This window comes from Pseudomonas sp. GW101-3H06 (genome assembly GCF_059424605.1).
The window spans coordinates 6,061,067-6,075,748 of record NZ_JBWKZO010000001.1; the positions used below are offsets into that span (position 1 = coordinate 6,061,067).

General features: G+C 62.0%; 12 protein-coding genes. 1 reads left to right on the top strand and 11 read right to left on the bottom strand.

Translation table 11 applies throughout. From position 1 onward, the window contains the following. Positions 1-11: 11 nt before the first annotated feature. The 9 genes from mdcH to AC07ZE_RS27975 form a co-directional block, all read right to left on the bottom strand. Entirely contained in the window at positions 12-923 is a 912-nt protein-coding gene (mdcH, locus tag AC07ZE_RS27935) for a malonate decarboxylase subunit epsilon (RefSeq protein WP_207267585.1), read from the bottom strand. Continuing rightward, positions 920-1,540, bottom strand: a complete 621-nt coding sequence (locus tag AC07ZE_RS27940; protein ID WP_207267586.1) for a malonate decarboxylase holo-ACP synthase — start codon at positions 1,538-1,540, stop codon at positions 920-922. The genes mdcH and AC07ZE_RS27940 overlap by 4 nt, the downstream gene beginning before the upstream one ends. Beyond that, complete coding sequence (gene mdcE / locus AC07ZE_RS27945) at positions 1,534-2,337, bottom strand: biotin-independent malonate decarboxylase subunit gamma (protein WP_207267587.1); 804 nt, start codon at positions 2,335-2,337, stop codon at positions 1,534-1,536. Before mdcE ends, AC07ZE_RS27940 begins: the two co-directional genes overlap by 7 nt. Then, positions 2,334-3,185, bottom strand: coding sequence for a biotin-independent malonate decarboxylase subunit beta (locus AC07ZE_RS27950; RefSeq protein ID WP_207267588.1), 852 nt, complete (start codon positions 3,183-3,185; stop codon positions 2,334-2,336). The genes mdcE and AC07ZE_RS27950 overlap by 4 nt, the downstream gene beginning before the upstream one ends. Further along, positions 3,178-3,477, bottom strand: coding sequence for a malonate decarboxylase subunit delta (locus tag AC07ZE_RS27955; RefSeq protein ID WP_077048439.1), 300 nt, complete (start codon positions 3,475-3,477; stop codon positions 3,178-3,180). Before AC07ZE_RS27955 ends, AC07ZE_RS27950 begins: the two co-directional genes overlap by 8 nt. Next, on the bottom strand, positions 3,477-4,352 hold the full coding sequence (locus AC07ZE_RS27960; RefSeq protein WP_207267589.1) for a triphosphoribosyl-dephospho-CoA synthase: 876 nt from the start codon (positions 4,350-4,352) through the stop codon (positions 3,477-3,479). Before AC07ZE_RS27960 ends, AC07ZE_RS27955 begins: the two co-directional genes overlap by 1 nt. After that, positions 4,352-6,022, bottom strand: a complete 1,671-nt coding sequence (mdcA, locus tag AC07ZE_RS27965) for a malonate decarboxylase subunit alpha (protein WP_207267590.1) — start codon at positions 6,020-6,022, stop codon at positions 4,352-4,354. Before mdcA ends, AC07ZE_RS27960 begins: the two co-directional genes overlap by 1 nt. Positions 6,023-6,253: 231 nt before the next feature. Further along, positions 6,254-6,679 (bottom strand): hypothetical protein, encoded by a 426-nt coding sequence (locus AC07ZE_RS27970; protein WP_207267591.1) that lies wholly within the window; start codon positions 6,677-6,679, stop codon positions 6,254-6,256. Then, positions 6,642-7,271, bottom strand: a complete 630-nt coding sequence (locus AC07ZE_RS27975; RefSeq protein ID WP_207267592.1) for a transcriptional regulator — start codon at positions 7,269-7,271, stop codon at positions 6,642-6,644. The genes AC07ZE_RS27970 and AC07ZE_RS27975 overlap by 38 nt, the downstream gene beginning before the upstream one ends. 431 nt (positions 7,272-7,702) lie before the next feature. On the opposite strand from AC07ZE_RS27975, the gene AC07ZE_RS27980 reads away from it, so the two are divergent. Further along, positions 7,703-8,062: a DUF6124 family protein gene (locus AC07ZE_RS27980; RefSeq protein WP_207267593.1), complete on the top strand. Its 360-nt coding sequence runs from the start codon at positions 7,703-7,705 to the stop codon at positions 8,060-8,062. Positions 8,063-8,166: 104 nt separating this feature from the next. On the opposite strand, the gene AC07ZE_RS27985 is transcribed toward AC07ZE_RS27980, so the two are convergent. Continuing rightward, complete coding sequence (locus tag AC07ZE_RS27985; protein WP_095196382.1) at positions 8,167-8,634, bottom strand: chemotaxis protein CheW; 468 nt, start codon at positions 8,632-8,634, stop codon at positions 8,167-8,169. Continuing rightward, positions 8,627-14,656: an Hpt domain-containing protein gene (locus AC07ZE_RS27990; protein ID WP_207267594.1), complete on the bottom strand. Its 6,030-nt coding sequence runs from the start codon at positions 14,654-14,656 to the stop codon at positions 8,627-8,629. Before AC07ZE_RS27990 ends, AC07ZE_RS27985 begins: the two co-directional genes overlap by 8 nt. Positions 14,657-14,682 lie beyond the last annotated feature (26 nt).

The window sequence follows — 14,682 nt, forward strand, 5'->3', positions numbered from 1 at the left end:
GCTTGAGTGATCTAGGGTTGGCGGTTTCCCTCCTCACGCAACAGCGCCTGCAGGGTATCGAGCCGGGCACCGTCGAAAGCAATCACGGTGCCCTGTTCGAACACCCGGCGCGCCAGCCCGGTCAGCACCGCACCGGGCGGCAGTTCGATCTGTAGACGTACGCCGCGCTCGTAGGCGCTTTGTACGGTGCCGCGCCAATCCACCACGCGGCACATGTTGAAAGCCAGGTCGTCGCGCAAGGCTTCGATGTGGGTGACGGGCCGGGCACGGCTGCCACTCAAGTAACCCAGCGATGGTGTTTTCAATTGCACCTTGGCGAAGGCCTCGGCCAGCATTTTTGCTGGTGCCTCCAACAGCGGGCAGTGTGAAGGCACGCTCACCGCCAGACGTTTGGCCATTGCGGCACCACGATCTTTCGCCAATCCGGCCACCGCTTTCATCGCGCCATCGCCGCCGGCAATCACCACCTGGTTATCGGCGTTGATGTTGGCCAGGTACACCGGCGAATCATCGCTGTGGACCCGCGCCAGCAAGCCCTCCACCGTCGCCAGATCCAGACCGATGATCGCGGTCATGCCATAGCCCCGTGGATACGCCTGCTGCATCAATTCACCGCGCAGGCTGACCAGATGCAGCGCATCGCTGAAGCTCAAGGCGCCGGCCACCACCGCCGCCGGATAGGCACCGATGGACAACCCGGCGACGTAATCCGCCGGCAGCGCCAACTGCCGCGAAGCCGCCACGCCAGCGATCAACAGGCAAAGCTGTACCGCCCTTGTCGATTGCAACGCCTCGGCAGAATCCAGCAGCGATACGTCTTCGCCGAGCACATCACTCGCCTCGCCGAGAAATTCCCGTGGCACACGCTGGAGCATGCCCGGCTGCTGCGCGCCCTGACCGGGGAATACCAGCAAGCTGCTCATGCCGCTTGCTCCTGTGGGTTCCACGGATCCATGACCAGACAGGCTTGAGTGGCGTTTTTGAGCAGTACCCGATTAGAAGAACCGGCCCATTCGCGTAATGCCACCGCGCCAAATGGGGTCTGCAACTGCATGTCCACCACACACGCCGCCACCTTGAGCATCGTCACCAGTTCCCGTGCCTCAGTACGGGTCAACGGCTGTGGCGTGCGCAGAATCAGGTCGAGATCACTGCCCTCGTGCAAGGCCGTAAATCCACTGGCCAGCTCAAATCCGGTACTGCCGCTGATACCCCATGTCCAACCGCAGTCGTCGAGCAGCGGACGCAATTGCTTGAGTGCCCGAGTGACCGGCAAGTCCCGATCGATATCGACATGACAAAGTTGCTCCGGCTGCACCCGACGCGAAACCGAAGCGATCGCCATCGACGCCGCATAACGCTGCTCACGCAATCGCCCACGCACGCCAACCGCCACCTGCCCCGCTTCCGACACCGCGCGGCGCACCACCACCGGCTGCCCGGCGCCGAGCGATTCGACCGCCCACGCAGGCGCATCCGCTGGCAACTGCCCCGGGGGCATGCCCCAGAGCAGGTCGTGGGCCATGAACGCGTTCACCACTGCTCTCTCAACAGCTGACGAACATGGCTCGATGCCGCGCGATTGCTCGCACCCAGACGGCTGCTCAGGTCATGACCTTTCTCGGCAACATCGTCGATGGCCTGAACCAGGCACTCAGTCACCCGGCTCACATCGGCGCTCGTGGGCTGTTCGATCTGTTCCACCGCCAGGGTTTCCCAGAGCAAACCAAGGCTGGCATAGCTGTCGATGTCATAGGCCATCGGCGGCACACTGGCGGCCAAAGCTTCCAGTTCTTCGACACTGCGCAACGTCACCCGCGCCGCCGAGGCCTTGCCCATGGCATGCACCATCACACCCGGATCACGCAGGGCGATCAGCCGGTTGGCCTGATAGCCGTGAGCGAGAAACGCACCGGACATCGCCTTGCCCACCAGCAAACCGATCACCGCATGCCCGACCAGGCGCGCGCGGGCATAACTGTCCGCCGCGCCGGCCAACGCTTGATGAATCCCAAGGGCTTCTTCGCGACGACCGTATGCCTGGCTCGGCACATCGACGATGGCGATCAGCGCGCGTTTGTGCGGCGTGCCCCGATCAGCCGAGATGACTTCATCCACAGCCTTGGCCAGACCCCAGCCTTCGAGCAAACCGACCTCACCGTTGCGGGCGCGGGCGAAACGGTTGTCGGGATCGGCCACCACGGCGATGAACCGCACGGGTTGCTCACCCACAAAGCCATCGGCCACTTTCAGTGAAGCCGGCAAACCACCCACCGGCTTGCCATCGGCATTCAAGGCGTTGAACCAGTTCAAGCCCCTGAGGGAATACGCACTCATGAGCGCTCTCCTTGATACAAGTCGCGAACCGTAGCCGGCTCGATTTGCGGTTCGGCATCCAGACGCGCCAGCCGTTGCAGGTACAGTTCGGCCTGGCCGCTACGCTGCTGCACCGGCAAACCTTGCTGGAGCAATTCACCGACCTGCTGACGGATCTGCGCCACGTCATCTTCGGCGTAACGATCCACCAATCCCGTGGCAAAGCGCTGCTCGCCACCGGTCAGGCTCCAGATGAAGGGACGGTCGCGGGAGTCATATTCCTCAAGCCCGGCTTCCTGTTCGATCACCTGCGGACCGTTCAGGCCCAGCCGTGCTTCCTGAGTCACCAGCAAATAGCTGCACAACCCGGCGGCAATCGACATGCCGCCGAAGCAACCGACACTGCCGGCCACCACACCGATCACCGGCTGGTACTGACGCAGATCGACAATCGCCGCATGGATATCGGCAATCGCTGCCAGGCCAAGATTCGCTTCCTGCAAACGTACTCCGCCGGTCTCCAGCAGCAGCACGGCCCGGGTCGGGATGCCCTTGCGGTTATCTTCGGCCGCCAGTTCCAGTGCGCCGGCGATTTTCGCCCCACCGACTTCACCGAGACTGCCGCCCTGGAACGCACCTTCGATAGCCGCGATGACCACCGGCAAGCCGTCGAGGTTGCCCTTGGCGATCACCACGCCGTCATCGGCTTGCGGCACCACGCCCTGTCGCACCAGCCAAGGCGACATGACCCGCTGAAACGGATCGATCAACTCGCGAAAGGTGCCAGCATCGAGCAAGGCTTTCGCCCGTTGCCGGGCGCCGAGTTCGACAAAGCTGTGCTTGTTGAGAAGTGCGGCACTGTCAGTCATGGCCGATCTCCTCGAAGCCCTGTTCCAGACGCAGGCGCACCACGCCGGGGGTGGCGCCGAAATCGTGGATATCAATGTCCATCGCCGACGGTGTCTGGCCGTCGAACATCCGCGCAAACAGATGCTGCCAGCGCTGTTCGCTGCCGTTGACCGAGGTCTGCACGGTGATGGTCAGCTTGCCGGGTTGACCCGGCTGGATCAGCACTTCCAGATCGCCCGAACCGACACAGCCCACCAGCGTGCGACCGCGTGGCGGCTGCCCGGCGGGGAATTCAAAGGATAAGGTTTCCATCAATAGGCTCCCTGGGTAATGCCGTCGAAAGACTCGATTCGGTCGATGAACAGGCAGGCGGCGAGCAGGTCGGCAGCGCCACCGGGCGAGGCATTCAATGCGATTAATTGTTGGTCCAGCTCATGCAAACGACGACGGCCGGCGAGGCTGGCACTGCCGCCCGCGTCGAGCACCGCCTGCGCGCCGAGCTGCATGGTGTGCAGGCCCTCTTCCCCGGCGCGGTACAGCACGCAGGTATCGGACAGGTCAGTCATGATCGCCAGCAGTGCATCGAGCCGGGCGTTCTGCTCGCCATGGCCGGCAGCACGGCTGCGCAGGAGTTGCGGCAGCGCGCGCTGGGTCACGGCCGGGAAGCCGAGTTGCGCTTCTTCACGGGCACCGCGCGCACCGTAGCGTTGGGCAACTTGCACACCGTGGCTGAGCGGACGTGGCATATAGCGGTCATCCAGCAAGGCCAGGCGTGCGGCGCGCAGCGTGATGGAGCCGGCAGCGCTGGATTCAGGTTCAAGGGCAACCGCAGCGACCAACAGGCCCAAAGCCCAGATGGCGCCACGGTGGGTGTTCACCCCGCTGGTGGTGGCGAGCATCGCTTGTTCGCCCTCACGACCGATCAGGCCAATGGCTTCACGCAGCGGCAAACCGATCTCGCCAATATCGATAGCGGCTTCAGCCATTTCCTTGAACGCCGGCCACAGGGCCAGCGCCGAGGCGTGCATCAGCCCAAGGTGCAAATCGGTGTGCGCGCCATTGCCGCGACGGTCGACCAGTGCCGGTTTCGGCGACAGGTCCGCTTCGTCGATCAGCGCGTCCACCGCCAGGTCCGCCAGGCGTTCGGCCAGGCTCAGGGTTTTCGGTTGCAGGTTGAATGCGTGCATTACCAGCTCCTGAATTTGGCGGGCGGGTTGTAGAGGCCACCGGACCACTCCACCAGATCGGCCACGCTTTTGGCGGCGAGCAATTCGCGGGTGGCGTCGGTGCGGCGGATGCCGAGGTCTTCGGGCAAGGCGATCAAGCCTTCGCGGCGCATGCGCGCGGTGTCTTTCGGGTTGTGGCGCAAGCCGATCGCGGTCACCCCGGCGACGGCGGCGATCATCGCCTGGCGTTCTTCCAGCGAACGCGCCTTGTACAGGTAGGCGATGCCTTCTTCGGTCAGCAGGTGGGTGACGTCGTCGCCGTAGACCATGATCGGTGCCAGCGGCATGCCGCTTTTCTTCGCCACTTCGATAGCATCGAGGGTTTCGACGAAAGTCGGTTTGCCGCCCTCCTGGAAGGTCTCGACCATTTGCACCACAAGCTTCTTGCCGCGCTCGAGCATCGGCTCGGCCACGTCGGTGTGGCGCATGTCGAGCCAGGCCGGCGTGCCGTGACGACGACCGCGCGGGTCATGCCCCATGTTCGGCGCCCCGCCGAAACCGGCCAGGCGCCCACGGGTCACGGTCGAGGAATGGCCATCGCCATCGACTTGCAGGGTGGCACCGATGAACAGGTCCACTGCGTACTGCCCGGCGAGTTGACTGAACATCCGGTTGGAGCGCAAGGAGCCATCACGCCCGGTGAAGAACACGTCAGGACGGGCGGCGATGTAGCTTTCCATCCCCAGCTCGGTGCCGAAGCAATGCACGCTTTCGACCCAACCGCTTTCAATCGCCGGGATCAACGTCGGATGCGGATTGAGGGTCCAGTTACGGCAGATCTTGCCCTTCAGGCCAAGGGATTCGCCGTAGGTGGGCAGGATCAGTTCGATGGCGGCGGTGTTGAATCCGATACCGTGGTTCAGGGACTGCACGTTGTGTTTTTCGTAGATCCCGCGAATCGCCATCATCGCCATCAGCACATGCACCGGCTTGATGTGCCTGGGGTCGCGGGTGAACAGCGGCTCGATGTAGAACGGCTTGTCGGCCACCACCACGAAATCGACCCAGGAGGCGGGAATGTCGACGCGAGGCAGGTCGCTGACGTCATCCACCAACTGGTTGACCTGGACGATGACGATGCCGTCACTGAAAGCCGCCGGTTCGATCAATGCTGGAGTGTCTTCAGTGCTGGGCCCGGTGTAGATGTTGCCGGCACGGTCGGCCATGAAACCGGCCGAGAGCACGACGTTGGGAATCAGGTCCACCACCAGCCGCGCATAGAGCTCGATGTAGGTGTGGATCGCGCCGATTTCCAGCAGGCCGTCTTCGAGCAACTGACTGATGCGCAGGCTTTGGGTGCCGGCGAAGGAGAAGTCGAGCTTGCGGGCGATGCCGCGTTCGAACAGATCGAGATGCTCGGAACGGCCGACGCTGGGCATGATCATGTGCAGGTCGTGCAGCTTTGCCGGATCGGCCTTGGCCAGGGAGCGGGACAGGAAGTCCGCCTGCTTCTGGTTATTGCCCTCCAGCACCACACGGTCGCCAGGCAGGATCAACGCCTCCAGCGCCGCCACGATCTTGTCGGTGGGCAACACCACACCATCGGCAAGGCCCTTGACCAACGCCAGACGCCGCTGCTTCTCGCTGCGCCGCCGCGTCCATCGCGAGTCGGGGGATATTGTTGTTGTCATGACCACTCCACGGGTTCGCTGTCGTGGGGGTCACAGTAGGAGGGTTGGGTGGGGGCATCAATCAAGCTGGGTGGTGGATTGTTACGCTCAAGTTAATGGTTGTCCGGACTGACGCCTTCGCGAGCAGGCTCGCTCTCACAGTGGATCGGCGGTGTACACAAAACCTGTGGGAGCGAGCCTGCTCGCGAAGAGGCCAGAAAAGGCTCCGAGAATTTGAGCCATCATGGAATATCACAACTCGCCCATCAGTTCCTGAACTCGAATCTGAAGCTGCGCAGCGCTTTCCAGCAACTGCGCCAACAACGCCTCATCTTCATCCATATACCCTTCGTACTCCGCCAGGTTTCGCCGCTCATGGCAGAGGGCGAACAATCGAACCTGTACTTTGCTGACGTCGGCGGTATGGACCAGGCACTGGAATACCAGATAGCGCTTGTCCGAGCGAAAACCACTCAAGCGTAAAGCAGTCAGCGCAATATCATGGGCAGCGTTGTAAGCCAGATCGAATCGGCTCGCGAAGGAAAGTGATTGGGTTTGCGCATCCTTGAGTCGATCCATTGCCGAACGCATCAAGCCTTCGCACTCCTTGCGATCCGGCGGCTCGGCCTTCAGTCCATCACTACGTAGCAGGTTCTCCAGATTCTCGTTGCTGCCCATCCTTGGACTCCAAAGGGTTTTCACCCATCAGGTTGATCTTGTCCTGCTGCGCTACCCGCATGACGAAGCTGTTTTCGGCCGCCAGTTTTGCGGCCCAGTCTTCGGGGGTGTAGAGCGTCGGGTTGAGGGTGCGGCTCAGGTGCTCTTCCAGAGGCAGTAGCCGCTCCATCACTTCACTGTAGTGCAGACCTTCACCGATCAGCATGAGGTCAATGTCACTGGATGCGTTCGCCTGATTCTTGGCAATGGACCCGTAGACAAATGCCCATGCGAGTTGTTCGGCGAAGGGTTGCAGTGCGTCGATTAAAGGTTCGGCGATACCGAAGGTTTTGCGGGTGATCCCCAACAGTTCGGCATATATCGGACAGTCGGGATTGGCCTGATAGTGGGTCTGATTACCCAGCCGAGTCATGATCAGAATCCCCGCCCGTTGCAGACGATCCAGTTCGCGCATGAGGCTGCCTTTGCCTACTTGGGCCCAGCGGGCAATTTCGTTGGCGTAAAAGCTTCGGTCGGGTTTACCGAACAAAAGGCCCAGCACCTTTTGCTGGGTGGCGGTGAACAAGGCTTCACTCAGCGATAGTTTATTCACGGCAACGACCTATCAGTCCCAAAAAGGGAACGATAGGTCCCTTTTTGGGAATCTTCAACTTGAGATTTTTGTTTAAAAGCTTGTCCGTAGGGACGGTGTGAGGCTACGCAATCTGACGTCGCGACCTACAACAATGCCGGAGCCCGCTGACTGGTGGGGTTTTGCGGTGATCTTTATTGTTGTGGGTGTCGCTGCAAATTCAGCGACCGGGACTGGAAACCCGAGGAGTAGATGAAGCAAGACCGCCTTTCATAACGTATGCTTTCGCACCTTTGATGCGTGCACTCCGTTATGGCGGCTGTGCGCGGGAGACCTTCGGGTCTGCCGGGTTTGCCTTCATTTGCCCCGGATTTCCAGCCTGCGTACAGCTGCCACCCCTCGCCTGGAAATCGAGTGGAGCAGCTAACACTCATCAAAAATGAAGGTGCTCTATGTTCAAAGTTACTCCCAATCCCCCAGAATCCGACACCGATCCCCTCGAAGCCGAGAAACTCAAGGAAGCCGCCGACCGCGCCTTCTCCCACTACTTCCCGCCTCCCGACGAAAAACCGGCCAAGCGCCAAAAATTCCAGCTCTTCACCGTTTCTCCCGAGATCGGTACCGAAGCGCTTCTGGCCAACGCCTCCGAAGATCTGCTGTCCATCAGTGCCATTGCGGCCGATCTGGCGGACGATGTGGAAGGTTCGCGGCGCTCGGTGGCCTTGGCGCTCAGCAGAATGGCCGATGGGGTGCATTTATTGGTGGAGCGGGCGCTGGATCAGCATGAGGTGTTGGCTGAGGCCAAGGTTTAGCAGGCAGGTCTCTGGTGAATTTCAGGCCGCCTTCGCGAGCAGGCTCGCTCCCACATTTGAAATACATTCCCCTGTGGGAGCGAGCCTGCTCGCGAAGGGGCCCGTCAGACTAGCCCGGCATTCACCAACAACTCCTCCAGCGCTATCAAATCCGGCACCTTGGCCACCTGATCTGCCACCTGCACCGCCGCTTTTTCCAGCGAGCACAACGGCACATCCACATAGCTCAACTGGCTGTCGAGCTTGTAGGAACGTGGTATCCCCTGCACCAGCATCGCAATGAATTTCAGGTCGGGACGACCTCCCAGCGCATTGAGGATGATGATTCGCGCGCGCTCGCCGATGACGATTTTATTGCCGCACGCCGATTCGAAACTGAGCAAGGGAATCTGCCGGTTGCGCCAGGTGACGCGCCCCAGGTACCACGGCGGTGTATCGAGGTCGAACGCCGCGGGCTGGTAGTCGATCAGCTCGGCGACGGCGACGTTGGGCAGGATCAGGTTGCGGTCGGCCAGGGGCAGCAGCAGGCCGGTGAGGTTGATGCTGCGCTGGTTGATACGCTGCTCAAGCATGGGTTTTGCTCCACAGGGCAATGCTTTCGAGCAGTACCGATTCCTGGTACGGCTTGCCGAGGTAGTCGTTGACGCCGATGGCCATGGCCCGGTCGCGGTGTTTCTGGCCGGTGCGGGAGGTGATCATGATGATCGGCAGGTGCCGCAGACGTTCGTCGTTGCGCACTTGTGTCGCCACTTCGAAGCCGTCCATGCGTGGCATTTCGATGTCCAGCAGCATGATGTCCGGCATGTGCTCTTCGAGCAGCAGCATAGCGTCGACGCCGTCCTTGGCCGTCAGCACATTCATGCCGTGGCGTTCGAGCAGACGGCTGGTGACCTTGCGCACCGTGACCGAGTCATCGACCACCATCACCAGCAACGGCCGCTGTGGTTCGACCTCGGCCTCGTGACTCGCCGGGCGCTGCGGCACATGGGCTTGCAGGGCGCGAATCGGCGCCAGCAAATCCAGAATCAGCACCACCCGGCCATCCCCCAGAATCGTTGCCCCGGAGACGCCCTGCACCGCCGCGAACTGCGGGCCGAGACTCTTGACCACGATCTCGCGGGTGCCGGCCATGGCGTCCACCTGCACCGCGACATGACGCTCGTTGCATTGCACCAGCAGCACCGGCAACGGCAGGCTTTGCCCCAACAGTTTTGGCCGGGGGCTGGTTTTCAGCAGCTCGCCCAGATAGCACAGCTCATAGCGTTGCCCGGCGTATTCATAGGTCGGCGGATCGAGGCGAAAATGCCCTTCGAGCTCGTTGGGCAACACGCGGACGATGCCGTCGATGGTGTTCAGCGGGATCGCGTATTGATCCTCGCCACATTGCACCATCAATGCCCGGTTGACCGACACGGTAAACGGCAGGCGGATGCGGAAATGCACGCCCTGCCCGGCCACAGAGTCGATGCTCATGGTGCCGCCCAGTTGCCGTACCTCTTCGTGGACCACGTCCATGCCCACGCCACGCCCGGAAATCTGGGTGATTTTCTCGGCGGTGGAAAACCCAGGCTGCAGGATGAACTGCAACACGTCGCGGTCGCTGATTTCAGTGCCCGGATCGAGCAAGCCACGCTTGATGGCCTTGCGTCGCACCGCGTCCAGCGGCACGCCGGCACCGTCATCGCGGATGTCGAAAATGATGTCGCCGCCTTCGCGCGACAGATCAAGGGTGATGCGCCCCTGCGCCGGTTTACCCGCCGCGATACGCGCCTCGGCGGACTCCAGACCATGGTCCACGGCGTTGCGCAGCATGTGCTCCAGCGGTGCCGCCATGCGTTCGAGCACGTTGCGATCCATTTCGCCTTCGGCGTTGCCGACGATGAACTCGACGTCTTTGCCCAACTCCTCGGACACCTGGCGAACAATGCGCTTCAAGCGCGGCAACATCCTTTCGAAGGGCACCATGCGCGTTCGCATCAGGCCTTCCTGCAACTCAGTGTTGATGCGCCCCTGTTGCTGCAGCAGGTTTTCCGCATCCTGGTTGCGCCGCTCGAGGGTTTCCTTGAGATCAAGCAAGTCGGAGGCGGATTCGAACAGGGCACGGGACAGTTGCTGCAACTGCGAGTGCCGATCCATCTCCAACGGGTCGAATTCTTCGTAACCCAGGCGTTCGGCGTCGACTTGCTGGCGGCTGAGGATCCGGCCCTGGGTTTCCGTGTCGAGGCGACGCAACTGATCGCGCATACGCTCGATGGTGGTTTCCATTTCGTTCAAGGCTGTTTGGGCATCGCTGACTTGCTGTTCGATCCGGCCGCGGAAGATCGACGTTTCGCCCGCCAGGTTGACCAGGTCGTCGAGCAGTTCCGCCGAGACCTTGACCATGTCCGCACCGGCGTCCTGTTGCAGCAGCGGCGTCTCGGCTTTTATCGCAGCAGGCAGCGCGACCGGTGCCGGGATTTCAGGGACCGCCGGATGGCTGAAATTCCTGATCGCATCAAGCAATCGGTCCGCCGGCGGCAACGGTTCCCCCGCACGGGCCGCGTCGAGCATTTGCGCCAGCCGGTCATGGCTGCGTTGCAACAATTCAAACAACGTGGCCGTGGGTTTCAGTACGCCGGTGGATAAACCTTCGTAGAGGAATTCCAGCTCATGGGCCAGATCGCCGATCGGGGTGATTTCCACCATGCGCGCACCACCCTTGAGGGTGTGCAGGTCGCGCAGCAGGGTTTCCACGTCCTGGCGGTTCGAAGGCTCGGCCTGCCATCGCACCAGCGCCGCGCCGGAACTCTCGATGATGTCGAAGCCTTCCTCGAGGAAGATATCCAGCAACTCGCTGTCATGATGAGTCGTGTCGTTGCCGGCCTCTGGCGCGATCACGTCGGTGTGGCCCGCGTGACCCTGGCGAAAGGCGCGAATCGCTTCGACCAGTTCATCGGGATCGCCCAACGGCTGATGGCGCTGCAGCTGCTCAAGCATTTGCGCCAAGCGCTCATGGCTGTGCTGGAGCAACTGCGCCAGCACTTCGCTGTAGCTGTAGCGGCGATCGACCAGACCTTCGTACAGGCTTTCCAGCTCATGGGCCAAGTCACCGACCGGCGCGACCTCGGCCATCCGCGCACCGCCCTTGAGGGTGTGCAAGTCGCGTTGCAGGGACGACAACGGTGAAGGGTTCTGCGGCTCGCCTAACCAGCGTTGCAGGGCCTGATGGGCGCTGTCGAGGATATCCACGGCTTCTTCGAGGAAGATCGACACGATTTCATCATCGAGCTCGACTGCGCGATCCATTGCAGGAGCGAGTCTGCTCGCGATGGACTCACCGGCACCGCGTTTATCCAATGACAACGCGTCATCGTTAACGTCCTTCGCGAGCAGGCTCGCTCCCACAGGGGAAGGTGTGTTTTCAAGTTCCGCGGTGGCCTCACCGAGGTCGCGGATGCTCAGGGTGCGGCTGCCGTCGCTGCGGATCAGGCCCATGGCCGATGGATCAAGACTCTGATCGAGCAAGCCGTGCAGGGCACGAATGCGCTCCGGGCGCGGGCTGACTTCCTGGCCGGCGGCCAGTTCGTCGAGCATGTTGATCAGTGCTTCGTGGGCACTTTGCGCCTCGTGGAAAAATGTCTCGCTGACGGCCAGGCTGCTTTCTTCTACGGCACCGTAGAGGTCGAGCAGGGCTTCGCAGAGTTCGTCCACCGGATGCAGATCGGCCAGGTGCGCGCCCTCGCCGAGGGTGGTCAATTCGTCCAGCAGCGCGCTGAGCTCCTGGCGCTCGCCGGGGTGTTGCTGCCAGCGCTGTAACAGACTTTCAGCGTCCAGCAGGATGTCCATGCCCTGGGACAGGAAGTTGTTGATCAACTGCGAATCACGCTTGATCCGCGGACCGCTGCTGGGTGCATTCAAGAGGCCTTGCAGCCGCTCGGCCAGCAACGCCCGGGCCTGCTCGATCAACGCATGGGCGCTGGGAATTTCGGCCAGGGGATCGGTCTTGAGCTGGCGCAAGCCAAGGCGGAACAAGCCCTCGGCTTCCATCAGCACGTCAACTTCGTCCAGGTCCAGGGCGATCAGGTGGGCCTTGTATTCCCGGGCCAGTTGATCCAGCGGTGCGGCGAGTTCGACAATCGGCAAGACCCCGGCCATCGAGGCGCTGCCCTTGAGGGTGTGCAAGGCGCGAAGCAACTCGTCACTGGCCTGCAAGGGCAGGTGTTCGGCGGCCTGATCGAGAAAGCGGTTGAGGCTGGCCAAATGGGTTTCGGCCTCTTTGCGGAAGATCTCCAGCAACAATGGATCGAGCGCCGCGACGTCTTGCGTGTCTTCGTCGGATGCCGGCTCATCACCTTTGGCCAAGGCATGGGCACGGGCGGCCAATTGATCGACATCATTGCGCTGGCGTTGGGCATTGTCGGCAAATTCTGTGACCAGTTCCGGTAACAGCGCCAGTACGTCACCCAGCAATTGCTGCACCGCCGCACCCGGCGCCACGCTGTGTTCCAGTACGCGGTTGAGCAGGTTTTCCACCGCCCAGGCCAGCTCACCCAACACCAGCGCGCGGACCATCCGGCCACTGCCCTTGAGGGTGTGGAAAGCGCGACGCACCTCCCCCAAATCCGAGGTGTACTCAGGGTTGGCCGACCAGCGCGGCAAGTACTCGCGAAGAATTTCCAGCACCTCGTCGGTTTCTTCGAGGAACACTTCCCGCAGTTCGTCGTCCACCGGTTCCTCACCGGCGGGCGGTGGCAACAGGCTGCCCGGCGTGGTCAATGCGGGCGGGTTGAGGGCGGATACCGGGCTGGCCAGCACATCGGCCAAAGTCTGGACGACCGACTGCGCATCCCGTTCCTGCATTTGTTGCATGACCTGCGCTTCGCTCGGACTCAGCACATCCTCAAGCACTGGCACCTGTTGTTCGCTGGTCTTTTCGTTAGGAAAGAAGCCGAGGGAGGCCAGGCTTTTTTCCGCGATGTCGAGTAACTGTTCACCGGGGGCTTCGGGGTCGTCGTTGAGACGTTCGAGGTAGTACTCAAGACTGGCGATGACGTCGGCCAGGCTGTCCAGTTCCTGCCAGCCGGGCTGGCCAGGGTCGATCATCAAGTGTTCGCGGATGAAGTGATTGCAGGTTTCGATCAGGCCCGCCGCACGGCTCAACGGGATCATCGCCAGGGCGCCACGGACCTGGGTCAGCAAGGCCGGCAGTGCCTGCAAATGCTGACGGTCCCAGTCAGCGTCGATGTAATCGACGATCATGTCCTTGGCCTCTTGCAGGCAGATGCGCGCTTCTTTGATCACGATCTGATGGATCTGCGTCAGGTCGGTGGTCGGCAGTCGGCTTTCTTCCTGGCTTTCGGGCTCTACGGTGCCCACCATACCGGCCAGGGTCGCTTCGACGTAGAGCAAGGCCCCGGCGACGTCCATGAGGATCGCGTCATCGGGGGCGCGCTGGCCCTGGGCCAGGCTCAGTACCACGGCCAGTTGATCGATGATCACCTTGCGCGGCTGGCCGAATCCCAGCACCGCCAGGGTGTCGGCGATTTGCCGCAGCGGCGCCAACAGACTGTCGAGGTCCGAGGCGTGTTGCCGGTCGCTGCGCACGAACAGGTCCAGGCGCTCCTTGACTCGCACCAGCTCTTCACAGAGCGCCGCCAATACCGAGCGCATGGCGTCGCGGTCGGGACCGGCCAGCCGCGCGCGTTCTTCATCGACCATCGCGCTGTCAGGCAGCGCGTCATCCAGTCCGTAACGATCTTTCATGGTCAGCATCTGCCCGATGGGGTGTTCGGCTTTGGCAATGTAGAACAGCAAACTCTTGAGCAGCTCCGGCGGCGCCGGTTGATTGATCGCGGGCATGCCCTGTTCGAGCAGGCGCTTGAGTTCTTTGTCGGCGTCCTTGAACAGGCTGCGCAAGGCCGGGCTATTGGCGATCGCGCCGCCACGCATGCCGTCTACCAGCGCCGAAGCGACCTGCCACAACGGGCTCAAGGGTGCATTGCCGCACAAGCTTTCCAGGCGTGAAAACACCTTGGCCAGATACCCGAGGTGGGTGTCGTCATCCTGCTCGCGCAGCAATCCGACCAGCGCCATTTGCAGCATCTGCCGCAACTTGCGAAGTACATTCGGCAGTTCCGCCGGTTCCAGCAGCGCCAGGGACTCGGCGTCCAGGGGTGGCAGGTCCGGCCACTGCGGGCTGAACAGACTGGTTTCCGACAACAGGCTTTCACCACGGGCGCTGCGCAGGTCGTTGATCAACGGCAGCACCACCAGCGGCAAGTCGCGACGGGCGCCTTGAACCCGGTCGAGGTAGATCGGCAGTTGCCCCAGGGCTTGCAGCATCAGGTGCAGCGCTTCGTCACGATGACTGACGCGATTGTGTTGCAAGGCGGCGGTCAATTGCTCCATTTCTTCGGCGAGCAGGGCTGCGCCGTAGAATTCGACCATCTGCAAACTGCCGTGAACCTGATGGATGCACGCCAGGCAATCGCTCAGGGCGTGCGTCGCCTGCGGATCATCAAGCAGGGTTTCGATCGCGTGATGAGCCTGCTTCAGCGTTTCGGCAATCTCGCCTTTGACCCATTCGAGGGCCACATAGTCGTGCCGATCACCCATAACCACTCCACTACCCACTTCAGTCA

Excerpts from the sequence above, each read along its gene's own strand:
- mdcH (WP_207267585.1), bottom strand. The coding sequence starts at position 923 with ATGAGCAGCTTGCTGGTATTCCCCGGTCAGGGCGCGCAGCAGCCGGGC.
- mdcE (WP_207267587.1), bottom strand. The coding sequence starts at position 2,337 with ATGAGTGCGTATTCCCTCAGGGGCTTGAACTGGTTCAACGCCTTGAAT.
- AC07ZE_RS27950 (WP_207267588.1), bottom strand. The coding sequence starts at position 3,185 with ATGACTGACAGTGCCGCACTTCTCAACAAGCACAGCTTTGTCGAACTC.
- AC07ZE_RS27955 (WP_077048439.1), bottom strand. The coding sequence starts at position 3,477 with ATGGAAACCTTATCCTTTGAATTCCCCGCCGGGCAGCCGCCACGCGGT.
- AC07ZE_RS27960 (WP_207267589.1), bottom strand. The coding sequence starts at position 4,352 with ATGCACGCATTCAACCTGCAACCGAAAACCCTGAGCCTGGCCGAACGC.
- mdcA (WP_207267590.1), bottom strand. The coding sequence starts at position 6,022 with ATGACAACAACAATATCCCCCGACTCGCGATGGACGCGGCGGCGCAGC.
- AC07ZE_RS27970 (WP_207267591.1), bottom strand. The coding sequence starts at position 6,679 with ATGGGCAGCAACGAGAATCTGGAGAACCTGCTACGTAGTGATGGACTG.
- AC07ZE_RS27980 (WP_207267593.1), top strand. The coding sequence starts at position 7,703 with ATGTTCAAAGTTACTCCCAATCCCCCAGAATCCGACACCGATCCCCTC.
- AC07ZE_RS27985 (WP_095196382.1), bottom strand. The coding sequence starts at position 8,634 with ATGCTTGAGCAGCGTATCAACCAGCGCAGCATCAACCTCACCGGCCTG.
- AC07ZE_RS27990 (WP_207267594.1), bottom strand. The coding sequence starts at position 14,656 with ATGGGTGATCGGCACGACTATGTGGCCCTCGAATGGGTCAAAGGCGAG.